The sequence below is a fragment of the Nocardiopsis valliformis DSM 45023 genome (assembly GCF_000340985.1).
GTDB lineage: Bacteria > Actinomycetota > Actinomycetes > Streptosporangiales > Streptosporangiaceae > Nocardiopsis > Nocardiopsis exhalans.
Map to the genome: position 1 here is coordinate 1 of NZ_ANAZ01000055.1, position 24,120 is coordinate 24,120.

The 24,120-nt window shown below is 69.6% G+C and carries 19 protein-coding genes and 1 CRISPR repeat array; of the genes, 14 read left to right on the top strand and 5 right to left on the bottom strand.

Going from position 1 to position 24,120, the window contains the following annotated elements; translation table 11 throughout:
• Positions 1-47: 47 nt before the first annotated feature.
• The 5 genes from D457_RS0130110 to cas2e are packed head-to-tail and all read left to right on the top strand — an operon-like array spanning position 48 to position 3,205.
• Positions 48-341 carry a type I-E CRISPR-associated protein Cas7/Cse4/CasC gene (locus D457_RS0130110; protein ID WP_275041024.1) on the top strand — a complete coding sequence of 98 codons (294 nt, stop codon included), beginning with the start codon at positions 48-50 and terminating at the stop codon, positions 339-341.
• A gap of 59 nt (positions 342-400) precedes the next feature.
• Positions 401-1,120: a type I-E CRISPR-associated protein Cas5/CasD gene (gene cas5e / locus D457_RS0130115; RefSeq protein WP_026117176.1), complete on the top strand. Its 720-nt coding sequence runs from the start codon at positions 401-403 to the stop codon at positions 1,118-1,120.
• A complete protein-coding gene (gene cas6e / locus D457_RS0130120) occupies positions 1,120-1,914 on the top strand; it encodes a type I-E CRISPR-associated protein Cas6/Cse3/CasE (protein ID WP_017584382.1) in 795 nt (264 codons plus the stop codon). Before cas5e ends, cas6e begins: the two co-directional genes overlap by 1 nt.
• The gene (gene cas1e / locus D457_RS0130125; RefSeq protein WP_026117177.1) at positions 1,914-2,858 is read left to right on the top strand and encodes a type I-E CRISPR-associated endonuclease Cas1e; all 945 of its coding nucleotides are present in this window, start codon (positions 1,914-1,916) and stop codon (positions 2,856-2,858) included. The genes cas6e and cas1e overlap by 1 nt, the downstream gene beginning before the upstream one ends.
• On the top strand, positions 2,855-3,205 hold the full coding sequence (gene cas2e / locus D457_RS0130130; RefSeq protein WP_026117178.1) for a type I-E CRISPR-associated endoribonuclease Cas2e: 351 nt from the start codon (positions 2,855-2,857) through the stop codon (positions 3,203-3,205). Before cas1e ends, cas2e begins: the two co-directional genes overlap by 4 nt.
• A 98-nt stretch (positions 3,206-3,303) precedes the next feature.
• Positions 3,304-6,322: direct repeats of the CRISPR family, unit length 29 nt; unit sequence CTGCTCCCCGCGCACGCGGGGATGGACCC.
• A 118-nt stretch (positions 6,323-6,440) separates the two neighbouring features.
• On the opposite strand, the gene D457_RS0130135 is transcribed toward cas2e, so the two are convergent.
• The gene (locus tag D457_RS0130135; protein ID WP_017584385.1) at positions 6,441-7,196 is read right to left on the bottom strand and encodes a potassium channel family protein; all 756 of its coding nucleotides are present in this window, start codon (positions 7,194-7,196) and stop codon (positions 6,441-6,443) included.
• A gap of 387 nt (positions 7,197-7,583) precedes the next feature.
• Here D457_RS0130135 and D457_RS0130140 point away from each other — a divergent pair, with 387 nt between their 5' ends.
• Both D457_RS0130140 and D457_RS0130145 read left to right on the top strand, forming a co-directional pair.
• On the top strand, positions 7,584-8,411 hold the full coding sequence (locus tag D457_RS0130140) for an endo alpha-1,4 polygalactosaminidase (RefSeq protein ID WP_017584386.1): 828 nt from the start codon (positions 7,584-7,586) through the stop codon (positions 8,409-8,411).
• Between the two features lie 105 nt (positions 8,412-8,516).
• The gene (locus D457_RS0130145; protein ID WP_017584387.1) at positions 8,517-8,978 is read left to right on the top strand and encodes a PPOX class F420-dependent oxidoreductase; all 462 of its coding nucleotides are present in this window, start codon (positions 8,517-8,519) and stop codon (positions 8,976-8,978) included.
• Here D457_RS0130145 and D457_RS0130150 read toward each other — a convergent pair.
• Positions 8,975-9,280, bottom strand: coding sequence for a DUF6506 family protein (locus D457_RS0130150; RefSeq protein WP_017584388.1), 306 nt, complete (start codon positions 9,278-9,280; stop codon positions 8,975-8,977). The two genes, D457_RS0130145 and D457_RS0130150, sit on opposite strands and share 4 nt — an antisense overlap.
• A gap of 353 nt (positions 9,281-9,633) precedes the next feature.
• Between D457_RS0130150 and D457_RS0130155 the strand changes: the two genes are divergently transcribed.
• The 5 genes from D457_RS0130155 (at position 9,634) to D457_RS0130175 (ending at position 16,561) form a co-directional block, all read left to right on the top strand.
• Positions 9,634-11,511, top strand: coding sequence for an outer membrane protein assembly factor BamB family protein (locus tag D457_RS0130155; RefSeq protein WP_152514424.1), 1,878 nt, complete (start codon positions 9,634-9,636; stop codon positions 11,509-11,511).
• A gap of 60 nt (positions 11,512-11,571) precedes the next feature.
• Complete coding sequence (locus D457_RS0130160; protein WP_017584390.1) at positions 11,572-13,458, top strand: PQQ-binding-like beta-propeller repeat protein; 1,887 nt, start codon at positions 11,572-11,574, stop codon at positions 13,456-13,458.
• Between the two features lie 213 nt (positions 13,459-13,671).
• Entirely contained in the window at positions 13,672-14,844 is a 1,173-nt protein-coding gene (locus D457_RS0130165; RefSeq protein ID WP_017584391.1) for an SDR family NAD(P)-dependent oxidoreductase, read from the top strand.
• Positions 14,845-14,980: 136 nt separating this feature from the next.
• Positions 14,981-15,166: a hypothetical protein gene (locus D457_RS0130170; RefSeq protein ID WP_017584392.1), complete on the top strand. Its 186-nt coding sequence runs from the start codon at positions 14,981-14,983 to the stop codon at positions 15,164-15,166.
• 258 nt (positions 15,167-15,424) lie between these two features.
• The gene (locus D457_RS0130175; protein WP_026117179.1) at positions 15,425-16,561 is read left to right on the top strand and encodes a glycoside hydrolase family 5 protein; all 1,137 of its coding nucleotides are present in this window, start codon (positions 15,425-15,427) and stop codon (positions 16,559-16,561) included.
• 117 nt (positions 16,562-16,678) lie between these two features.
• Here D457_RS0130175 and D457_RS0130180 read toward each other — a convergent pair whose 3' ends face one another.
• Both D457_RS0130180 and D457_RS0130185 read right to left on the bottom strand, forming a co-directional pair.
• Positions 16,679-18,052 (bottom strand): sensor histidine kinase, encoded by a 1,374-nt coding sequence (locus tag D457_RS0130180; RefSeq protein WP_017584394.1) that lies wholly within the window; start codon positions 18,050-18,052, stop codon positions 16,679-16,681.
• Between the two features lie 18 nt (positions 18,053-18,070).
• The gene (locus D457_RS0130185; protein WP_017584395.1) at positions 18,071-18,736 is read right to left on the bottom strand and encodes a response regulator transcription factor; all 666 of its coding nucleotides are present in this window, start codon (positions 18,734-18,736) and stop codon (positions 18,071-18,073) included.
• Between the two features lie 201 nt (positions 18,737-18,937).
• Here D457_RS0130185 and D457_RS0130190 point away from each other — a divergent pair, with 201 nt between their 5' ends.
• Together D457_RS0130190 and D457_RS0130195 are read left to right on the top strand one after the other, a co-directional pair.
• Complete coding sequence (locus tag D457_RS0130190) at positions 18,938-19,639, top strand: hypothetical protein (RefSeq protein WP_017584396.1); 702 nt, start codon at positions 18,938-18,940, stop codon at positions 19,637-19,639.
• 277 nt (positions 19,640-19,916) lie between these two features.
• The gene (locus D457_RS0130195; protein ID WP_026117180.1) at positions 19,917-21,332 is read left to right on the top strand and encodes an LCP family protein; all 1,416 of its coding nucleotides are present in this window, start codon (positions 19,917-19,919) and stop codon (positions 21,330-21,332) included.
• A gap of 170 nt (positions 21,333-21,502) precedes the next feature.
• On the opposite strand, the gene D457_RS33785 is transcribed toward D457_RS0130195, so the two are convergent.
• Positions 21,503-24,118 carry an ATP-dependent Clp protease ATP-binding subunit gene (locus D457_RS33785; RefSeq protein ID WP_239646260.1) on the bottom strand — a complete coding sequence of 872 codons (2,616 nt, stop codon included), beginning with the start codon at positions 24,116-24,118 and terminating at the stop codon, positions 21,503-21,505.
• Positions 24,119-24,120: the final 2 nt, after the last annotated feature.

The following is a 24,120-nucleotide window of genomic DNA, read 5'->3' on the forward strand; positions in this document are numbered from 1 at the left end:
ACTCGGAGTTGACAGCCCAGCCCGTTCCTTAACTACGCGGCCTTGCGCTGCCGGATGCCGTGATCGTGAAACTGCGCAACTCGCGCCCGATCAGTTTCGTGGGTGCCTTCGAGGACCCGGTGGAGGCCGCGGCCGGACACGTCGCCCAGGCCAGCGCACGGTTGGCGGACTTTGTGCCGCAGGTGGAGCGGGCGTTCGGGGCGGCCGACGACGTTGACACCTGGGTGGTGCGGGTGGGGGAGCGGACCGCCAAGCTCTCCGGGCTGGGCGCTGACGTCACCCTGCCCGAACTGGTCGAGCAGGTCGGTGCTGCCGTGGCCCAGCGGCAGGACCCGAAGTGAGCGGGGCCGCTCCGGGCCTGGCCACCTCGGGCGCCGACACCGTCCCTGGTTCCGCCGACGTGCTCACCCTGCCCCTGCTACTGGCCGGCCCGCTGCAGGCATGGGGCTCGGCCTCCCGCTTCGCTCGCCGCAGTACGGAGAACGCCCCCACCAAGAGCGGGGTGATCGGGCTGCTCGCCGCCGCTCTGGGTCGGGATCGGATCGCTGACCTGGCCGACCTGGTCGCGCTGCGGTTCGGGGTGCGCGTGGACCAGCCCGGAACCCGGGTGCGCGACTACCAGACCGCGCACCACATGGTCACGGGGGTGTCCATGCCGGTGTCCGAGCGTTTCTACCTCTCCGACGCGGTGTTCGTGGCGGCAGTGGAAGGCGATCCCGAGCTGATCGGGCGACTGCACGATGCGGTGCGCGCCCCGGCCTTCCTGCCCTACCTCGGACGACGCTCCTGTCCGCCTTCTCGCCCCGTTGACCTGGGTGAACCGGTGGCGGAGACGCTGGAGACCGTGCTGCGGGACCAGCCGTGGCAGGCCTCCCGCTGGTACCAGCGGCGGCGGGGTTGGCGGGAAGGTTCGAAGATCGCGCTCACCACGCTGCTGGATGCGGAGCCGGGGGACCAACGGGCCGACTCCCTGCGTGACCTTCCGCTCAGCTTCGACCCGCGGCATCGACGCTACGGACTGCGGGCCGTGAGCTCGGACTCCGTCGACGTCCCGAACCCGCAGACCCGCCGCACCACGGCGCCTGATCATGACCCCCTCTCCGCGTTCGGAGGCCGCTGATGCACCTCACCCGATTCCGTTTCAACACTCATCGGCCCGGCGCGCGCAAGCTGCTGTCATCATCGCAGGCCCTGCACGCCGCCGTGATGGGCGGTTTCCCCGACCTGCTGCCCAGCACTTCTCCATCCAATGACCCCCTGACCGGTCTCCTCGCTGTCAACGCGGCCGAAGGCGGCACCAGCGGCGGAGGCCCCGGGAAGCCACGGGTGCTGTGGCGGGTGGACCGCAACGCCAAGGCAGAGGTGTTCCTGTACGTCGTGAGCCCGGACCGCCCCGAACTCACCCACCTGGTCGAGCAGGCGGGCTGGCCCCAGGCCGAAGCGGATTCGGGGTGGCAGACCCATGACTACGCAGGGTTCCTGTCCCGCCTTGAGGCCGGGCAGACCTGGGCGTTTCGGCTGACGGCCAACCCCGTGCACAGCATCCGGCGTAAGGACGGCGAGGAAACCAAGCCGACCGCCCACGTCACCCCCCGCCACCAGGCGGGATGGTTACTCAAGAAGCAGGAGCAGTGCGGTTTCGAGGTGCTGCGCAGCAGGAACCCGGACCCGGCCATGCCCGAGGTGGACGGCTACGAGCTGCTGGTGCACGACCGCAACAGCGCGGGTTTCGACAAGCCCGACCCCCGGCCCGAGCGCAAGGGCAAGCGGATGCGGGTGCCGGTGGTCACCGCGACCTTCGACGGCAGGCTGACCGTCACTGATCCCGACGCTCTGCGCCGAGCCCTGAGCTCGGGTATCGGCCGCGCCAAGGCGTACGGCTGCGGGTTGATGACCCTGGCCCCGGTGTCCTGATGGCCACGATCGGCAGCAGGCGAGCACTGTCACCGCGGGAGCTGACCCGGATGCGGGACCGGGTGTCGTTCGTCTACCTGGAGCGGTGCGTGGTGCACCGGGAGGACAACGCCATCACCGCCGAGGACGGCGACGGGAGGAAGTACATCCCCGGAGCGACGATCGGCACGCTTCTCCTGGGGCCGGGGACGACCGTGACCCAGGCCGCGATGAAGGTTCTGGGGGAGTGCGGGGCCAGCGTCGTCTGGGTGGGTGAGCACGGGGTGCGCTTCTACGCGGCGGGGCGCGGGCTGACGAGTTCCTCACGGATGGTGGAGGCTCAGGCTGCGGCGTGGGCCAACCGGCAACGGAGGTTGGACGTGGCCCGAGCGATGTACCGGCTGCGTTTTCCGGACCTGGACGTGGAGCGGTTCAGCCGACAGCAGCTTCTGGGTAAGGAGAGCGGTCGGGTCAAGGCCAGTTACCGCGCCGAGTCCGAACGAACCGGTGTGCCGTGGCACGGTCGCAAGTACACGCCCGGTCAGCACGACATGTCCGATGCTCCGAACAAGGGGATCACCTCTGCGGCGCAGTGTCTTTATGGTGTGGCCCACACGGTGACGGTCGCCCTCGGATGTAGTCCGGGGTTGGGCTTTGTGCACTCGGGGCACGAGCGGGGGTTCGTGATGGACATCGCGGACCTGTACAAGGTGGAGATCGGGATCCCGGTGGCCTTCGACGCTGCTGCGCAGGGTGATGAGGATGTCGACGGGGTGACCCGAAGGCTCCTCCGGGACCGGATCAACGAGGAGGGCTTGCTCGACCGATGTGTTCGTGACGTCCGCAAGCTTCTGCTCGGTGCTGCGGCTGATGAAGGGCAGGAAGAGGACAAGGTTGGCCTCGTCGGTGACGACGACCAGCTGCTGGAGGCCGGACGGCACCATCCCGACGAGGTGGTGTGGTGACCGTCATCGTGCTTGCGAAGTGTCCCAAGGGGCTTAGGGGTTTTCTCAGCCGCTGGCTGATGGAGATCTCGTCAGGGGTGTTCATCGGAAATCCATCCCGAAGAGTGCGAGAGGCGTTGTGGGCCGAAGTCCAGGAGTACGCGAACAACGGCCGAGCCCTGCTCGTCTACGGGAACGATTCTGAACAGGGTTTCGCCTTCGAAACCTTCGAGCACGACTGGGAGCCGAAGGACCACGAAGGGCTGGTTCTGATGCACCGCCCCAAGAAGCCCACCGGGCGAAGCCCAGCCACCCCGAAAACCGGATGGAGCAAGGCTTCCAAACGGAGAAGGTTCGGGAAGAGATGAGCCGTATGGGGTTTTTGGTAAATATGCGGCCATTGTCTGTTTTTCGAGAAGTTGGAAAACAGGCCACTTGCCGTCGGTAAGTTCCCAGGTCAAAAAGTCTGCTCCCCGCGCACGCGGGGATGGACCCACGCGACCCGTGGCAGAGCAACACAGAAAATACTGCTCCCCGCGCACGCGGGGATGGACCCTGGCCCCATCCGTTGCCCAGCCGGATGATCGGCTGCTCCCCGCGCACGCGGGGATGGACCTACGTCGTGATCGCCAGCCACTTCTGCGCCATGCTGCTCCCCGCGCACGCGGGGATGGACCCTCCCTCAGCACCGCCGCCAGCCACCTCCGCCACTGCTCCCCGCGCACGCGGGGATGGACCCACGCGACCCGTGGCAGAGCAACACAGAAAATACTGCTCCCCGCGCACGCGGGGATGGACCCTGGCCCCATCCGTTGCCCAGCCGGATGATCGGCTGCTCCCCGCGCACGCGGGGATGGACCTACGTCGTGATCGCCAGCCACTTCTGCGCCATGCTGCTCCCCGCGCACGCGGGGATGGACCCAGGTCGAGGTCGCACGCTTCGAAGAGGTCGGTCTGCTCCCCGCGCACGCGGGGATGGACCTACGTCGTGATCGCCAGCCACTTCTGCGCCATGCTGCTCCCCGCGCACGCGGGGATGGACCCAGGTCGAGGTCGCACGCTTCGAAGAGGTCGGTCTGCTCCCCGCGCACGCGGGGATGGACCCCAATACACCGGTGTAACGGTTTGCTGGTGTAACTGCTCCCCGCGCACGCGGGGATAGACCCACTAACGTGGATCCGCAGCTCAGGTTCGGGCTCTGCTCCCCGCGCACGCGGGGATGGACCCAAATCGAGCTCCACCGCAACGGTTTGTCAAACCTGCTCCCCGCGCACGCGGGGATGGACCCTGGGGGTGGATCCAGGGCTCAGCATCGGGCAGCTGCTCCCCGCGCACGCGGGGATGGACCCGCCGCCTACTACGCCAAGGAGGTCGCGGATCTCTGCTCCCCGCGCACGCGGGGATGGACCCACTGCTGGAGGCGGGAGTCGCCTTCTTTAGTTCTGCTCCCCGCGCACGCGGGGATGGACCCCCTGACTCACGTGAGCGCAGCGGAGCTTGCCGCTGCTCCCCGCGCACGCGGGGATGGACCCGGGGCCCGGGCGGCAGCATCGGTGCCGTCGATCTGCTCCCCGCGCACGCGGGGATGGACCCAGCGCGAACCCCTCCGTCGCCCCCAACCTGCCCTGCTCCCCGCGCACGCGGGGATGGACCCGTGCCCAACGCCCGATACCGGGACGGGGAGGTCTGCTCCCCGCGCACGCGGGGATGGACCCCAGGTGATCTGGTCGACCATGGTGTCGGTCTGCTGCTCCCCGCGCACGCGGGGATGGACCTCCATGTCTGTAGGTCTGTTTACAGAGTCGGGGCTGCTCCCCGCGCACGCGGGGATGGACCCTCTGCCTGTCCAGTGGTCGCGGCGATCTGAGCCTGCTCCCCGCGCACGCGGGGATGGACCCGCGGGCACCCACTCGTCCCGCAGCTTCCGGTACTGCTCCCCGCGCACGCGGGGATGGACCCCAGACGGTGCGGACTCCGAGGGCGCGGCCGAGCTGCTCCCCGCGCACGCGGGGATGGACCCGCAGGTCAAGGGGGTGCCCGCATGGCATGGGAACTGCTCCCCGCGCACGCGGGGATGGACCCGGGACCGTGCCCGCCGCGCCCGGCAGAAAGCCCTGCTCCCCGCGCACGCGGGGATGGACCCCAGCCGCCCACGACGGCGTACCCGGCCGCGATCTGCTCCCCGCGCACGCGGGGATGGACCCGAGGAAGGGGCGGCCTGAGTGGTGTCAGGCCGCTGCTCCCCGCGCACGCGGGGATGGACCCTTTCCCTTGAGGCTGCCAACCATGGAGGTCACCTGCTCCCCGCGCACGCGGGGATGGACCCTCGAATGAACCGCCCCGCGAGCATGAAGCCTGCTGCTCCCCGCGCACGCGGGGATGGACCCTCGGGCAACTCGTGCTCGAGGTCCCCACGGCGCTGCTCCCCGCGCACGCGGGGATGGACCCACCCCGGTGCGCATCGCCATCAGCGCGGACGGCTGCTCCCCGCGCACGCGGGGATGGACCCGATCGCAGCCGCACCCTCGATGCCCCCTGGGGCTGCTCCCCGCGCACGCGGGGATGGACCCTCCCTCAGCACCGCCGCCAGCCACCTCCGCCACTGCTCCCCGCGCACGCGGGGATGGACCCCCGACCTCCTGGGCGTCGATCTCCTGGCACCGCTGCTCCCCGCGCACGCGGGGATGGACCCTACCGCCTGTCCGGGGCCGGGCGCCCGATCGACTGCTCCCCGCGCACGCGGGGATGGACCCGGTCGTCGGCCGAACGAGACGCCGTTCGAGCTCTGCTCCCCGCGCACGCGGGGATGGACCCCGTCTGGCCGAGGCTGGCCGCATCGTTGCGGACTGCTCCCCGCGCACGCGGGGATGGACCCACGTCGATTCGCTCGACCAGGATGCGCACGAGCTGCTCCCCGCGCACGCGGGGATGGACCCGCGCCCGACTGGCCCTGACCGGGTCACGCCGCCTGCTCCCCGCGCACGCGGGGATGGACCCGGCCGCCGCCACGTCGACGTGTGGCTTCCCGTCTGCTCCCCGCGCACGCGGGGATGGACCCTTCACGTTGAGCGGGCAGGGTGAGCCGGTCGACTGCTCCCCGCGCACGCGGGGATGGACCCGCTGTCCACTCCGTGCTCGGGTCCGAGGCGATCTGCTCCCCGCGCACGCGGGGATGGACCCGATCGCTACCTGCGCGAACGCCTGCACCAACTCTGCTCCCCGCGCACGCGGGGATGGACCCGGCGGCTGCCATCGCCATAGGGATCGCCTCACCTGCTCCCCGCGCACGCGGGGATGGACCCAGCTCGACCATGTCCGCGGGCAGGGACGGCAGCTGCTCCCCGCGCACGCGGGGATGGACCCGCGAGCTCCATCACCGGCCACCAAGCCCACATCTGCTCCCCGCGCACGCGGGGATGGACCCCGAACCCCGGACCCGTTCGCCAGCATTGCGGCCTGCTCCCCGCGCACGCGGGGATGGACCCGGGGTGGGCCGTTGGGGTGGGGCACTGGGCTTCCGGCGACCGGGTGAACCCCGCGCACGCGGGGATGTTGCCTGGTCCGTTTCGGAGCGCGTCCCCCCGCCTTCTGCTGAGGCCGGGACTATCCGGCCTTAGCAGGGCCGCCGCCCTGCGGGGCGGCTCCCTCAACCCTGCTCTCTTCCAACTCAGGCCCCGGCTCGGGTTGCGTTTTGGCGGAGGTGGTGCTCTCACTCAGGTTCGCGTTCCTGATGAACCAGGAGGCCACGGCTGCCGTGAGGACCCCGACCAGGGCGATGCCGATGAGCATCAGGCCCACCGCCACCAGCCTTCCCTCCGTCGTGACCGGGTAGTAGTCGCCGTATCCCACCGTCGTCACTGTCACGACGGACCACCACAGGGCGTCCCCGAACTCGGTGATGTTGGCTCCGGGCACGTCCTGTTCGGCGTCGAGCACCGTGATGGCGCCCACGAAGATCGTCAGGGCCGATGTGGCGGCCACATACAGGGACACGCGGCCAGCCAGCGCTCCGGCCATCGAACGGTTCAGCATGCGGATGAGGGCGAGCATGCGCAGCAGCCGGAGGGTGCGGAACATGGGGAGGAGGACGAGCACCACGTCGTACCACCGCCGTGCCGCGTAGAGAGGGCGGTTCTCGGCGAGCCAGAGCCTGATCAGGAAGTCGATCGCGAACGCGGCCCACACGGTCCAGGACAGGACCTCAAGGCGGGATTCCCAAGTCTGCCCCAGATCCGATTCGAGGACCGGCCAGGCGTAGGCGACCAGGAAGGCACCCGCGAGAAGCAGCATCGGTACCTCGAGGCGCCGTTCCCGCCGGGTGACGCGCTCACCGTGCTCGGACTCTTCGGTGGTTGACATGGGGCGGGGCTCCAATCTCCAGCGCGGTCCTTCGGCCGAGGGCGGGGCTACTTCCTGATGTGAGTAGCTCCCCGGGTTCGTGGCCTGGGCTTACGCGGTTCTTCCGATGCCTGATCGCAGGTCAGGGGCACTATACGAAACCCCGAGGTCCACTCGGGGACGAGCCCCTCCGGGGCCGAGCCGCCCACGTGGGCGGTGGGGCCTGTTCTGAGGCGCCGCTGAAATGCCAGAGCGCTTCCAGCCTGTCTGCGCAGGCGCTGTTGCGGGGGCGGTAACAGCGGCCCAGCGGTGCTTGAATGGGTAGTTCGGATGGTGACCGGAATGTGTCCCCGTGCTGGGTCCCTTCCCGGGGGCCGATTCGATGTTTCGAGGGGCGATGGTGCTGAAGTGGTTGCTCGGACCGGAAGCCTCGTCGGGGGTGTCCTGTTACTGGCCGTCCTCGTTGCCGGTTGCGCGGTGGACACCGGAGTTCCGGACGGAGTCCTGCCGGGCGGAGGATTCGACTACCAACTGGGCGGCGCCTACCCGCCGACCGAGGACGTCACCGTCGTGGTGCGGGATTCCACTGCGGAGCCTGCACGTGGAAGGTATTCGGTCTGTTACGTCAACGGGTTCCAGACCCAGCCCGGTGAGTCCGACCGCTGGCTCGAAGAAGCTCCGGACCTGCTGTTGCGTGATGGGGAAGGGGCACCGGTCGCGGATCCGGGGTGGCCGGACGAAACGCTGTTGGACACCTCGACAGAGGAGAAACGGCAGCGGATCGCGGCCGTTCTCGCCGAGAGCGTCGACCGGTGTGCCGACGCGGGGTTCGACGCCGTCGAGTTCGACAACCTCGACTCGCACCTTCGTTCCGGCGGTGCCCTGACCATGGACGACAACCTGGCCCTGGCGGGGCTGGCCGTCGCCCTGGCACATGACCACGGCCTCGACGCGGCCCAGAAGAACGCGGCCGAGGAAGCCGCACGCGGCAGGAGTGATGCGGGTTTCGACTTCGCTGTCGCCGAGTCCTGTGCGGCATGGTCGGAGTGCGCCGCCTACACCGACGCCTACGGTGCCGACAACGTGCTCGTCGTCGAGTACCCGGAAGACCTGGACGGCGCCGGGCTCACCTTCGAGGAGGTGTGTGCGGACCCGGCCGTATTGCCCAGGACGATTCTGAGGGACCGTGCCCTCGTTGACGCAGACCACCCCGGGTACCTGTACGAGAAGTGCTGACACAGCCCGCCGGGCCGACATGCCCGTGCTGTGCCGCCGGGTTTCCGGGGCGTTCGAAGCTCACTAGTCTGGGGGCGTAAACCGGAGCACTGGGGAAGCGGGCACATGGCACCGAACATCGCCACCAACACCGAGGTCGACCTTGACGGGTTGCTGGAGTTCGTGCGGCCCCGGCACAAGGCCCTGCTCCTGACCCGGCGCTCCGACGGGAGCCCGCAGGCCTCTCCGGTGACCTGTGGGGTCGACGCGGACGGGCGGATCGTGGTTTCGACCTATCCGGAGCGGGCGAAGGCGCGCAACGCCCGTAAGGACGCGCGGGTCAGTGTGGTCGTCCTTTCCGACGACTTCGAGGGGCCTTGGGTGCAGGTCGACGGTTCCGCCGAAGTCCTGGACGGAGAGGCCGCCGTCGAACCGTTGGTGGAGTACTTCCGGGTGATCGCGGGAGAACACCCCGACTGGGACGAGTACCGCGAGGCGATGCGGCGGCAGGGCAAGGCGCTTGTCCGGGTGACTCCGCAGAAGTGGGGGCCTGTGGCTACCGGTGGTTTCCCCGCGGACAGGGTCTAGCCGACCGAGTCACCGAAGGCCGCGGCGGCGTGCACCGAATCCACGGACACGGTGACGTGGCCGACCGCCACCTTCGAGGGCAGGGCCGATCGGACCGCGGCTGCGGCCTCCAAGGAGAAGCCGCCGCACAGCTCGATGAGCGTGGCCCCCTCCGAGGCGAGCGCGGCGGCCACCTCGGGTGCCCGACCAACGCTCGGAACGGCGACCAGCGTGGTACGGATACCGCCTCGGTCGAGGACGGTCCGGTCGGTGTCGGGGTCGGTTTCGGGGTGCAGGTACAGGTAGGCCCAACTCGCGCTCACATTGTCCTCCTCGTGGGGTTACGGAGGCGCCAGCGTAGGACCTCAAGCGTGGTTGAGATCAACAGACCGCACCGGGAAGCGTCAGTGCGGGTCCGCCCCCGTTTCAGGGCCTCGACGGCGCCTCGCCGGTCCTGCTGGGGGCCCTCGGCCCGGGCCTTCCCGGCGAGGGGCGGCGCTGCCGTTCCGGTCTTGGGCGCCGCGACGGGGGGAGACCGACCGCGGTCGCGGCCAACGGTCATCCCCGGCCCCGTGCCCCGAACTCCGCACCCGCTGTCACCTCGACCCCACCGCAGCTCTAGGATGCGGTTCGCACACGGTGACAACAGCGACACAACAGGACAAGGGGTGCGGGTGTGGGCGGGCGGCTCGGGGGAGTGTTCGGCTGGGCCGGGATCTCGTTCATGGCCTGGGGCGTATACCTGACCGGCGCCGGGTTCCGGGACGTGCCGAGCAACCGGATGCCTGAAGAACTGGGCGGGCCTCTGGTCTTCGTCTTGATACTCGCTCTGATCGTGGGTGGCTGTGTGCTCCTGCGGTCGACTGTGGACCCCGGTGATGATCCCGGGAAACTACCTGCTCGCGGTCAGACCCTGGCCCGGATCGCGGGCGCCCTGGGCGGGCTGGCACTGGTCGTCTGGACCTTCCCGGACCAGTACTTGGTTCCCACCGTCATCAACGAGGGCTATCCGCTGTACCCGGACACGTTCGTCGAACTGTGGGTCGGAGTCTGCTCGATCGCTCTGGGCCTGGCTCTGTTGGTCGGAGCCTCCGACAAGCTGCCGGTCCGCCAGTGGAAGCGTGCACTGGCAGGGCTGGCTTCCGGTGTGCTGGCCGTGGCGCTGACCGCGGCCCTGACCCCTGTCCTCACCAGGGCGTTGACGATGGAGCACAGCACAGTCGAGGCCGGTCGTGAGCCCGAGCCGGTACCCGCTGAGGTCAGCCAAGTGGGATGGACCTGGCAGCCGGAGCACACGGTCGTCGGGGTCGGACGCGGTGCCCTGGGCCCCGTCATCCAGTACCGCGACGGTTTCGTGGCCCTGGACGGAGCCACCGGTGAGGAGTTGTGGACTTATCGCCGCCCCTACGCTCGCCACGTGGGGACCGGCTTCTTCGCCGGGAACGAGGATCGTGCCTACTTCCACCACCAGGAGAGCATCGAATCCGAGACCAGGACGCTGTTGGTCCTGGACACCAGCACCGGAGAGGTGGTGCGGGAAACGTCCGTCCCCGAACCCGGCAGGGACGGTTTCGGGGGAGACGGGTATCTGACTCCGGAGGCACGGGTGTTCCGCGACGCCAAGGACGGACGGTCTCTCGTGGTCGCCCACAGGATCGGCTCCGACGAACCCATCTGGGAGGTTCCGTTCGCGGATGACGGGCCGGGGCGTTGGTGTACGAGGCCTTGGGGGAGGGAGCTTCAAGGACACGGAGACCGGTTGCTGCTGACCCATGTGTGCCTGGACGAGGAGCACCTCCCCGAGGGGGACGCGGACGAGAGGAACGCTGTTCTCAGGGATCTGGCTGTTCCCGATGACGCGGTGCGGACCCTGACCGTCCTGGACACCGACTCGGGTGCGGAGTTGTGGCGTCACGAGGACGTACCCGAGAGCGTCTACGGGGTCGAGGACGCCGAGATTCACCCCGCCCGGACCGAAGGCGCACGCCCCGTGGCCGCGACCAACAGCGGCCTGTTCGATCTGGAGACCGGTGAGCCGGTGGACGCCCTTCCGGAAGAGCCGGACGACCCGGACTGGGTCGCGGACGACCTGATCGCCGCGGACAGCGAAGGGGCCGTTGTGCTCAGACGGTACCGGGACTCAGAAGCCCGCCTACTGCTGAACACGGACTCCAGCGGCAGCGTCACCCGAACCGTCGAGGCCAGCAATAAGGTGCTGCGCGCATTCCGGACACCTGGCATCTGGGAAACGTGGGATCAGGACCACGCGCACGCGCTGGCTGATGCCGTGCTCTCCACTCAGACCTGGCGGCTGGAGGATGACCGTGAGGAGATGCGGGCGGTGATGGCTGCTCCGCTCGGTGCGGGGGACCCGGTTACCGAGCACGGCCTCGAATGGATCGGTTTCGACGGCGAGCGGCTGTCAGCGCACGCGCGGAAACTGTCCGGACCGGCGGTCCATCGCCTCCTCGTGGTCCCGGGTGCGGTTGTCTCCTACATCGAGGGCCCCGAAGAATCCGAGGTCCCCGCTCCCGTCCACGGCCTGGTGCCCTGATCCCCCGCCTGACCCCAGCGACATTCCACTCACACCGACCGGAACGGAAAGCAACCCCCGATGTTGAAAGACAAGTCCGATCGCGTGAACGACGCCCGGTGGTTGGCCGGGGCGCTCGGGCGGGCCGGGATCGTCGTCTTGGCGGCCGTGTTGCCCTTCGCCCTGGGGGTGATGTGGTGGTTCGAGGTGCCCTGGGAGGAACCGGAAGGTGTCGTCAGCCGACTGTGGTGGCTACCTGCCGGGATCCTGATGCTGTTCGCGCTCCTGATGGTGGAGCGGATCGTCTACGCGGTCGGCAACCTGGATGACCGGAGCAGTTTCGGGCACGCCCGATACCTGGTCGGACTCACCGTCCTCGCGGTGCTCTCCGTCTTCGTCACCGCCCCGGTCGAGACACTGCCGCTGATCACGTCTCCCGAGGACTTCGTCGCTTCGGAGGTGGCGACCGGGCTGTGGGTGGCGGCCATCCTGGTCATGCTCGGCATGGCGCTCTACCTGGGCACGCTGGTGAGGCCGCCGGAGCGGCCGCGCGGTCGTTGGCGGGCCGGGGCGCTCACCGGGGCGCTGGTCGTGCTTCTGGCCGCCGCGCTGGTGACACCCCTGTCCGAGTACCGGCCGGTCACGCATACTTTCCTGTCCGAGGCGCCGGGCGAGCCCGCACCGGTTCCGACCGGTGTCAGTGAGGTCGGCTGGACCTGGACGGCACCGGAGAACGCCGAGGTCGTCAGGGTGGAAGCGGGCACCCACGGTTCCGTGGTCGTGCTGGCGGACGGGCTGGTCGGTCTGGACGGACAGACCGGAGAGGAACTGTGGAGTTACCGGGCCCGCTACTCCCGCACCGGGCCCGGCTGGGGGACAGGGGCCTTCGACCACCGGAACGATCTGGCCTCGGTCATCGTCACGGCGGGTAGCGAGGGCGATCGCCGCCGACTGGTTCTGGACACCTCGACGGGGCAGATTGTCGAGGAGGCACCGTTCACCGACGATGCTTCGTCGAACCACGCGTCCCGACCGCACACCACCCCCGAGGCCTATGTGTACGGAGCCGACTGGACCCTGCGCGCGGTCGACGTGCACGGTCAGGAGCTGTGGGAGCGTCCGTACGGGGAGGGGGACCCCGACCGGTACTGCGTCGCGGTCGAGTCTGGTGTGCAAGCTTACGACGGGCAGATCATCATCGGCGAGATGTGCGCCGACTCGGAGCCCGAAGAGAGCGATCCGTACCGTGGAACAGAGTGGGGCCAGCGGATCGACGCGGCCCGAGCCTCGGGAATGGTGTCCCTGGTGGCCCTGGACGCGGTGACCGGGGCTCAGATGTGGCGTCGCGAGTGGGCGCCCCACGAGGAGGAGTACCCACCGGTCCTGATCCCCGGCGGTGACCCACGTCCCGGTGCGGACCCTGTGTTCCTGCTGGGTGACCGTGCCTTCGACACGCTCACCGGACAGGATCTGGACGTGGTCCCCGCGGAGTTCGTCGAGCTGGACAGGTACGGGCTCTCCAATGAGGGTGCGTACCTGCGTGTCGACAGCGAGGGGGCGCTCATCGTCGAGTACCCCGATTCCGACTTCAAGGATCTTCTACTGCACCGCACGGACTCTGAGGGGAAGGTGCTGGACACCACGGCTCTACCGGACCGGGCAGCTGTCAAGGGGCTGGACGCGGGCACAGTCCTCGCCGACGTCCTCGTGAACGTCGCCTACACCCAGCCCGCGGACCTCGGACCGGGGGAGGAAGCAGTCTCCAGAATCGTCATCACCCCGCTGGGACAGGGGGAGTTCACCGAGGAGAACACGGAGCGGTTCGACTTCTCCTCCGAACTGCTCAGCCCTCCGGAGGAGGGCGAGGATCCAGAGACCGTAAGGTACGAACTGACTCCGGTCCCCGGAGCATTGGTGCTGACATTGGATTCGAGCGGGGTCACGGAACTCCACGGCCTGGTGTCCTGAACCGGCTCCCCACTCGGGCATCCGTGTCACCTGCTTCACCCCAACGCGGACGCCCAGGTTTCGCCATGACTTCCCAGCTGTCGTTTTCGGTTCGGGTGTGCCGGGTACCGGAGCACCCACATCCCCCGGAGACACAAGTATTCGACGAACAGGGACGCATATGCCACAGACCCAGCACACACCCGCCGTCCGCGACAGTGCGGGAGGTTCTCGGTGACCGGCTGGAAGGCGCCCCTCGCGCTGATCGGAGCCCGCTGGGCGTGGTCCCGGGTCCGCCGCAGGTATGCGCCCGCACCCGAACCGGTCCCCGCGTACAAGCGCAATCTCGAACTCCTCGCCTGGGGTGCGGCCGGAGCCGCCCTCGGGGTCGGCGTCTCCGCGCTGTCCGAGCGCCGCCGCTCCGGGCTCATGTCTGGCAAGGTCGTGCTGATCACCGGCGGCTCCCGAGGGCTCGGCCTACAGCTGGCCCGCGAGTTCGGAGCCGCCGGGGCCTGCGTGGTGATCTGCGCCCGCGGGCAGGAGGACCTGGACCGGGCGGTCGCCGAACTCACCGGTCGGGGCGTGGATGCCCACGGGGTGGTCTGCGACCTCACCGATCCCGAGCAGATCGAGTCCCTGCTCGACGAGGCCGAGGAGCACTTCGGCCGCCTCGACGCGGTGGTCAACTCCGCCGGGATCATGCGGGTCGGTCCGCAGGAGGCCCACACCGACGACCACTTCCGGCAGGCCATGGACATCATGTTCTGGGGCCCGTTCCACCTCTCCCGATCCGCCGTGGACCGGCTGCGGGACACCCGGGGCGTCATCGTCAACATCACCTCGATCGGCGCCTACCTCTCGGTGCCGCACCTGCTGCCCTACTCCACCGCCAAGCACGCCTGGGCGGCGCTCTCCGAGGGCATGGCCGCCGAGACCGCGGGCACCGGGGTGCGCGTCACCACCGTCGTGCCCGGGCTGATGCGCACCGGCTCGCACCGCGGAGTGGCCTTCAGCGGCGACCCCGAACGCGAGTACGCGTGGTTCGCGCTGCTCGCCGGGCTCCCCCTGCTGAGCGTGAGCGCCGAACGCGCCGCCCGTCACATCGTGCACGCCACGGCCAGGCGAAAGAGCTTCCTCGTGATCACACCGGCGGCCCGGGCCGGTCTGGCCGCCCGCGGGATCGCGCCCGGGCTCACCCAGGAGGCGATGCGGCTGGTCGGCTGGCTGCTGCCCGACGCCCCGCCCCAGGTGGAGGAACGCCTGGGTGCGGAGGCGGGCCAAAGCAGGTTGGGCCGTCTGGTGGACACCGTCTCCGTCCTCAACGAACGCGCGGGCAAGCGCCTGAACCAGCGTTCCAGAGCGGAGGAGGCAGGGGACGAAGAGGAACAGCGGACCGAAGAGCGGTGAACCGAAGAGCGGTGCGGCGACCAGCCGCACGGGACTGACGGGGACCCGGAACCGACACAGAACTTAGATCGACCGGGAACACCCGGTCTCCACAGGGGAATACCGAGGAACACCGCACCGAGAGGAGGAAACCCGCATGAGCGCACACAACCCGGACCGGACCCTGCGTCAACCCGATCCCATGCCGCCGGACCCGTTCCCGCCCGCGCCGATGCCGCCCGACCCGGTGCCGCCGGAGCCGAGCCCGGACCCGGTACCGGAGCCGGTTCCCGAGCCGCTCCCGGAACCGCCGGGGCCCGAACCCCAGCCCGAGCCCGCCTGAACCCGCCTGGGCGCGCCCGAGCCCGCCTGGCTCAGCATGCCCCGAGCAGGGTCTGAGGCGGCCAGTCGTGGGGCACACCGGATACTGGTGTGCCCCACGGGCAGCAGGAGGCGACGCGGGCCAGTGTGATCACTTTCGGTTACCGTACTTGACGTCTGGGCAACCGGAACCTAGCTTCGGTCAGGAAATACTCCTTCCGGATCCGGGGCGCGCGAACCCCCGCGCGCAGCCTGGTCCGCACCCCGCTGGAGGTTCTCCTTGGCGCGCCACCGCACCACCCCCGAAGCCCCGCCCACCATCGGCCCCACCCGGAGAAGACCCTTTCGCACCCTCGGCCTCGCGGGCATGGGAGCGCTCCTACTCGGGGCCGCCCTGCTCACCGGGGACCCAGCAGAGCGGACCCAGACCGCCCAGGCCGACCCCGTCTCCGGCGAGGCCGCCCTGAGCACCGTGGACGCGCACGGCCAGCTCCAGGTGTGCGGCCTCAAACTCTGCGACGAGAACGGCCAGCCGATCCAGCTCACCGGGATGAGCTCGCACGGACTCCAGTGGTTCGACCACTGCCTCACCGACGCCTCGCTCGACGCCCTCGCCGACGACTGGAACGCCGACGTCCTCCGGGTGTCCCTGTACATCCAGGAGGGCGGCTACGAGACCGACCCCCGCGGCTTCACCGACCGGGTGCACGATCTCATCGAGGAGGGCACCCAGCGCGGCCTCTACGTGATCGTGGACTGGCACATGCTCACACCCGGCGACCCGAACCACAACACCGACCTCGCGCTGAACTTCTTCACCGAGATCGCCGCCGCGCACGCGGACAAGGACAACGTCCTGTACGAGATCGCCAACGAACCCAACGGGGTCTCCTGGGACTCGATCAAGAGCTACTCCGAGCAGGTCATCCCGGTGATCCGCGAGCACGACCCCGAGGCGGTCGTGCTGGTCGGCACCCGCGCCTGGTCCTCACTGGGCGTCTCCGAGGGCTCGGACCACTCCGAGATCGTCGCCGACCCGGTCGACGCGGACAACATCATGTACGTCTACCACTTCTACGCGGCCTCGCACGACGGGCTCCACTTCGACGTCTTCCAGCAGGCCGCCCGGGAACTGCCCCTGTTCGTGACCGAGTTCGGCACCCAGGAGCACACCGGTGACGGCGAGGACGACTTCGTCTCCGCCCAGGCCTACCTCGACTTCATGGCCCAGGAGCAGATCAGCTGGGTGAACTGGAACTACTCGGACGACCACCGCTCCGGCGCGGTCTTCGAGCCCGGGACCTGCGCCGCGGGCGGACCCTTCGCGGGCACCGACGCGCTCAAGCCCGCCGGGGAGTGGATCCGCGACCAGATCCGCACCAGCGGTGTCAACGGCGCCGGCGACACCGGTTCCTGATCCCGGTCGGCGGGGGCCGCACAGTGCTCACCGGCCCCCGCCGACCCGCACACCCCGAGCCCTGCTCACCCCGTCGCTCCCCGTGCCCGCCTGTGTCGTGGACGTTCCGGGGCACCCTCAGGCCTTGGCGACGGGCAGTACCACACGGACCACCGTCCCCCCGGCCCCGCTCTCGACGTCCACGCTGCCGCCCTGCGCCGTCACCAGGGACCGCACGATCGACAGCCCCAGACCGACCAGCCCGCCCGCCTGGTCGGAGCGCGTGGTCACGAACGGCTCGAACACGCGGGGCAGCAGCTCGGGGTCGATCCCGGTGCCGTCGTCCGTGACGACCAGGGCCACCGTGTCCCTGCGGACCTCGGTGGTCACCTCGACGCGGACTCGCGGTGGGTTGTGGTCGATCGCGTTGGAGATCAGGTTCATCAGGCACTGCTCCAACCTGGCCTGGTCCCCGAGCACGACCTGCGGAGAAGCCTCATGAAAAACCACGGCCGGGGCGAAGGCCAGCGGTCGGACCCGGTCCCGGACGGCGTCGAACAGGTCCGGCAGGAACACCGGACCGCGGTCGGCGTCGACCCCGTCACCCCCGCGCGCCACCGCCATGAGGTCCTCCAGCACCCGCCGCAACCGTTCGAGCTCGGCGTGTACGATCTCCGCCTCCGGCCCGCCCAACAGCTCCAGGTGCCCCTCGGCCACCGCGAGCGGGGTGCGTACCTCGTGGGAGATCGCCGCCAGATAACGGCGTCGTTCGGTGTCCGCCGCCTCGATCCGGGTGAGCATCCGGTTGATCTCGGTGGTCAGCTCCGCGATCTCGTCGCGGGTACCGGGGACGGGTACCCGCGTGGTCAGGTCGGCCGGGGAGATCTCCTTGGCCGCCGCCGACACCTCCCGCACCGGTGCCAGGGTGCGCCGCACCACCACCCACAGCGCGCCGCCGCCGACCCCGACGCCGAGCCCTCCGGCCAGGGCGGTGACCAGCAGGACCGTGGTGGCCGTGTCATGTACCGCGTCTAACGGCGCCGCCACGGTGATGACGGCGACCTTCGCGTCGGTCGCGTCGGTGACGGGGGTGTCCAGCACCCGGACCTTGCCGATACCGGTGTCCACGGTGCGCGCGACCCCGGGGGCCGCCTCGGGCGCGTCGTCACCGCGCATCAGCGCCGCGACCTTGGCGGGACCGCCGGTGCTCTGCAGCCGCACCCCGTTGACGTGTACCAACGACACGTGCCTGGCCCCGCTGGGGCGGATCGCCAGCACCTGGCGTGCGGCGCGCTCGGCCTCGGGACCCGAGACCATGCCGTCCAGCCCCGCGACGACGGGCATCTGGTCGCCCAGCGCCTCGCTCAGCAGCGCGGACTCCTGGCGCAGCAGGTTGTCGACGTCGTTGCGTCCCGAAACCAGGACCAGCGCGTGAGTCAGGGCGATGATGCCGCCGACCACCAGCACCATCACCACCAGTGCCCGCAGGACCAGACGCCGGGAGAGACTCATCCGTCGCTCACCTGGCCCTCACTGGTCGCTGCCGCTCAGCCGGTAGCCGACCCCGCGCACGGTCTGGATGCGCTCCGCGCCGAGTTTGCGGCGCAGCTGGCTTACGTAGACCTCGACGACGTTGGAGGCGCCGTCGAAGTCGTAACCCCACACCAGGTCGAGCAGTTGGGCCTGGGAGAACACCTGGCCGGGGTGGTTCAGGAGGACCGACAGCAGGGCGAACTCCCGCGCGGACAGGGCGATGGTGGCGCCGTCCACGAAAGCGGTATGCCCGCTCAGGTCCAGGGTGAGGCCACCGACGCTCAGGGTGTCGCCGCGCTCCTGCCCGCTGGTCCGCAGCCGGGCCCTGATCCTGGCCAGGAGCTCGCGCACACTGAACGGTTTGACCATGTAGTCGTCGGCCCCGGCGTCGAGGTTGGCGATCCGGTCGTCGACCGCGTCCTTGGCGGTGAGTACGATCACCGGGACGGAGGGGCGGCGCAGCCGGAGCCGCCGCAGGACCTCCTCACCCGACAGGCCCGGCAGCCCCAGATCCAGGACGACCAGGTCGATGTCGTCGGACAGGGCCATGACCAGCCCGTCGACGCCGTCCGCGGAGACCACCACCCGGTATCCGGCGTTCTCCAGAGCACGCCGGACGAAGGAGACGATGCCCTCCTCGTCCTCCACCACCAGAATCGCCACCGCGCCGTGCCCTCCTGCTTCCTTGGTCCGCTCCAGCATGCCGGTGAATGCTGAGCCCGTGATGAAGACGACCTGAAGGCGGTCTTCAGGTTGGATTCAGGTTCCCATCATGAGGCTGATGGACAATGAGATCCGCCCGTCAACTCCGCCCGACCGTCAAGCTCGACCAGCCCGCCCGACCATCCACCGCCGAAGGAACCGATGATGCGACGCCGCAGGACGCCCCTCATCACCTGCGTTGCGGCTGCCCTGACGGTTCTGGGTGTGAGCGGGTACCTCTTTCTCAGGGAACCGGACCTGGCGGTGGACACGATCCGCCTCGATGGTTTCACGAGCGCGCCCACGCTTCGCTCCCCGGTTGGGGACGGGACCTCCCTGCCGGTGGACGGCCTCGAACAGCTGACCGGTGAACTGCGCTCCGGTGACGGGCCCGAGGACTGGTACGTCGGGGGAGTAGGGGTCGACTTCGGCCCCCGGGCGTGGCTGCTCACCGATCCGGTACTGGAGGACTTCGACGGTGACGGCACCGCGGCCGCGCTTTTGGTGGAGCTGCGCGCTTTGGAGGGCACCGAGGTCACGCTGGGCGTGCGCCACGACCCCGACGAGGATCCCGAACGCGACGCCGCCGGGGTGTTCACCGTCAACGGACTGACCTTCCGGGACACCGACGGGGGCCCCGCCCCCTGGGAAGACACCGGCTCCTCGTACGAGGCCGACCAGGAGGAGGCCGCCACTGCCGCTGAGGAGGCGGTCGGTGAAGGGGCTGAGGCCACCGGCGTGGATCGTGTGGACGAGGACGGCTGGCAGGGGTGGGAGGTCCAGGTACGCGGCGGGGACGGGCAGGAGTACCACGTGATCCTCGACCTCTCCGGCGCGGTCGCGGACGTGCGCCCGAACTACTGACGGGGTCCTTTCCCGGGGGCACGGCGGTGTTCCCGGCGTATCCCGGGACACGATGTTCCCTTGCCGGGATCCGACGCTCCGTTCCCGGACAGCGCTGTCCCTGGTTGCTCCGCTGTCCCGGTTTACTTCGCCGCTGTCCCGTGTTCCGTGTGCTCTCACCCTCCGCGAACCGCTCGTTCCCAACCTGAAAGCCTCCTTCAGCTTGTTTCAGGAACGGCTCAGAAAGCCCTGGCACGCTGACCGGGTCCGCTTGGAACGAGAAGTACGGAGTCCGACGTTGCCACGTTCGCCATCCCCTCGGCCGTCCGCCCGGCTGTCCATCGGGCAGCGGGTCGCCTGCGTGGCCACCGCCCTGGTCATCGTCGCCAGTCTGGGCGGTTACGGCTGGTACCAGGGCTTGATCGGTAACATCACGACCGCCCAGGTGGACACTGACGAGTGGGACCGGCCCACCAGCGTTGAGGGGGTGATGAACCTCCTGATCATCGGTTCGGACGTGCGCTCGGGGGAGAACGCTGACTACGGCGACGCCGAGGGTGAGCGGCCCGACACGATGCTCATCGCGAGCATCAACGTGGACAGCGGTGCGGCCACGCTGGTGAACCTGCCCCGTGACCTGATGGTCGACCTGCCCGCCTGTGAGGCGGTGGAGGGGTACGAGGGCATGTCGGCGCAGCACGGCATGATCAACTCCGCGATGAACTTCGGCGGGGTGGGTTGCCAGTGGAAGGTCGTCGAGCAGGTCACCGGGGTGCACCTGGATCACTTCGTCGTGATGGACTTCGCCGGGTTCAAGGACATGGTGGACGCCATCGGTGGGGTGGAGATGTGCATCCCCGAGCCGATCGACGACGTCAAGGCGCACCTGAAGCTGGACGCCGGGTTGCAGACCCTGGACGGCGAGGACTCGCTGGGGTTTGTGCGCTCGCGCTACGCCCAGGGTGACGGCAGCGACCTGTCCCGGATCGACCGCCAGCAGGAGTTCATGGGCGCCATGCTGCGCGAGGTGCTCAGCAGCGAGGTGATGACCAGCCCCGTGACCATCACCAACTTCCTCGGCGCGGTGACCGACTCCATCACCACCGACGAGGGCCTGACCGTCAACACGATGGCCGACATCGCCATCTCCATGCGCGAGGTCGACCTGGATCGGATCCAGTTCGTCACCGTCCCCAACGGCGTTCACCCGGACAACGAGAACCGCATCATCCTGAGCGAGCCCGCGGCCTCGGAGCTGTTCGGGGCGATCAACAACGGTGTGGACCTCACGGGGGGAGAGGAAGACGATGGTTCCGGTCAGGAGTCTGAGGAGGAAGCTGCCGACCCCTCCGACGTCTCGGTCGAGGTGTTGAACAACACCGGGATCGATGGTCTCGCGTTGGAGATCCAGGCGGTTCTGGTCAATGAGGGCTACACGGTCACCGGCACGGGCAATCCCGAACTGCGGGTTCCCGATGCGACCACGGTCTACCACGGTCCAGGTGCGGAGGCCGCGGCCGAGCTGCTCGCCGGTTCCCTCACCAACGCCGTGACCGAGGAGGTCGAGGGCCTGGAGCAGACCCTCGAACTGGTCGCCGGGTCCGACTGGAACGGCTTCGACACCGGCTCCTCGTCCTCCTCCGAGGGGGAGCTGTCCATCACCGACGATCTCGGCGGAGTCACCGCCGAAGCCGGACCGCGGAGCGCGTGCTGACGCAGGATGGTCGCACATATGCCGAGGACGGGTCCGCCGGGAACGAGGGCCCCTCTTCCGGCCACGTTGGCCCGTCGCCGTGATCCCGCACTGACTACAGCGGGCCGGGGATCCCCGAAAGAAACGAGGATCCCCGGTCGGACGGCGTCTGCCGCAGAAGCGGTCCTTGCCTAGAAGGAGGGCACCGTGGCGATGGTGAGTTCGTCCTCCCCGTTGACGTCCACCACCACGTGGTCGCCGGAGACCACCCGGCGGTCCAGGACCATCCGCGACAGCCGGTTGCCCACGTTGCGCTGGATGGTCCTGGCCAGCGGGCGGGCGCCGAACTCCGGCTGGTAGCCGCGCTGGGCCAGCCACCGGACCGCCTCGTCGGTGAACCGCACCTGGATGTCCTGGGCGCGCAGGCGCTGCTCGGTCCGCTCCAGCATCAACCGGGTGATCTGACCGATCTCCGCCTCACCCAACTGGGGGAAGAAGACGACCTCGTCGATGCGGTTGATGAACTCCGGGCGGAACTCCTCCTTCAACCGGCGCATCACGCGGCGCTCGGTGTCCGGGTCCATCTGGCCGTTGGCGCTGAACCCCATCGGGCCGCCGCCGGTGATCACCTCCGAGCCCAGGTTGCTCGTCATGATGACCACCGTGTTGCGGAAGTCCACGGTCCGGCCCTGGCCGTCGGTCAGCCGGCCGTCGTCCAGCAGCTGCAACAGCAGGTTGAACACGTCCGAGTGGGCCTTCTCGATCTCGTCGAGCAACAGCACCGAGTACGGGTGCCGCCGCACCGCCTCGGTGAGCTGACCGGCCTCCTCGTACCCCACGAACCCGGGAGGCGCACCGGTCAGGCGGCTCGAGGTGTGCCGCTCCTGGAACTCGCTCATGTCGATCCGGACCATGGCGTCCTCGGAGCCGAACAGCGCTTCGGCCAGCGCCCGGGCCAGCTCCGTCTTGCCCACACCGGTCGGCCCCAGGAACAGGAAGCTCCCCACCGGCCGGTCCGGGTCGCCCAGCCCCGCGCGGTTGCGGCGGATCGCCTCGGAGACCGCGGTGACCGCCTCGTCCTGGCCGATGACCCGGTCGTGCAGTACCTCCTCCAGGTTGACCAGCCGCTCCCGCTCCTCCTGGGTCAGCTGGGTCACCGGGATGCCGGTGCTGCGCGAGACCACCTCGGCGATGTCGGCCGGGCCCACCTCGGGCACCGCCGAACCGGTACCGCGCGCCTGGTGCATGCTGCCCTTGGCCGCGCTGATCTCGTCGCGCAGCGCGGAGGCCTTCTCGTAGTCCTCCTCCTGGACCGCCTTCTCCTTGCGTTCCTCCAGGTCCTTGCACTTCTTCTCCAGCTCGCGCAGGGTTGAGCTGGAGGTCTTCAGTCGCAACCGCACCCGCGCACCGGCCTGGTCGATGAGGTCGATGGCCTTGTCCGGCAGGAAACGGTCGGTGACGTAGCGGTCGGACAGCTCGGCCGCCGCCACCAGGCTCTCGTCGCTGAACCGCACCTGGTGGTGGGCCTCGTAACGGTCCCGCAGGCCGCGCAGGATGTCGACGGTGTCCGCCACCGACGGCTCGGGCACCTGGATCGGCTGGAACCGGCGCTCCAGGGCGGCGTCCTTCTCGATGTTCTTGCGGTACTCGTCCACGGTGGTCGCGCCGATGATGTGCAGCTCACCGCGGGCCAGCGCGGGCTTGAGCATGTTCCCGGCGCTGGTGGACCCCTCGGCCGCGCCCGCCCCGACGAGGGTGTGGATCTCGTCGATGAAGATGAGCAGCTGTTCCGACTGCGCGCGGATCTCGTCCACGATCGCGTTGAGCCGTTCCTCGAAGTCGCCCCGGTAGCGGGTGCCCGCCACGATCCCGGACAGGTCCAACTGGACCAGGCGGCGCCCGCGCAGGGTTTCGGGGACGTCGTCGTCGAAGATGCGCTGGGCGATGCCCTCCACGATCGCGGTCTTTCCCACCCCCGGGTCCCCGATGAGCACAGGGTTGTTCTTGCGCCGCCGGGCCAGCACCTCGATGCACTGTTCGACCTCGTCCTCGCGGCCGACCACCGGGTCCAGGCGCCCCTCGCGGGCGAGCGCGGTCATGTCGGTGCCGAACTCGTCCAGATGCGGGGTGTCGGATGGTTCCGGCTCGGTCTGTTCCCCGGTGGGCGCCGGACCGGCGGCCTTCTGGAGCGCCTGCGGGGTGAGCCCGGAGTCGCGCAGCAGCTGGCCGACCGGGGCGTCGGGGTTGACCGCCAGCGCGAACAGCAGGTGCTCGGGCGTGATGCTGGAGCTGCCGGTGGCGCGGGCGATCTGGAGGGCGTCGAGGAAGGTGCGCTTGGCGGCGGGCGTGAGCCGGGCCGCGCCGCCGCGCACCGACCGCGGGGCCTGGGCGACGGCCTGGCCGACCACGTCCTCCAGCGGCGCGAGGTCGGTGTCGGTGCGGGCCAGGAGCTCGCGGACGGGCGGGTAGCGCAGCAGGGACCAGAGCAGGTGGACGGAGTCGACGTCGGCCCCGCCGCTCTCCAGGGTGCGCCGGACGGCGGCGTCGGCCACCTGGCGGGCTTCGGGGCTCATCAGCTTGGACAGGTCGACGCGGCGGACGGGACCGCGGGACCCGCCGAGGAAGCGGGCCAGGAACTCGTCGAAGGAACCGGGCTCGCCCCCGGGGCCGCCCGGACCGCTGGGACCTCCAGGGCCACCCGGACCTCCTGGCCCGCCTGGCCCGCCTGGACTGCCCGGTCCTTGGGGGCCGCCCGGACCGCCCGGGCTACCTGGACCGCCGGGGCCTTCGGGAAAGTCGGTGCTCATGT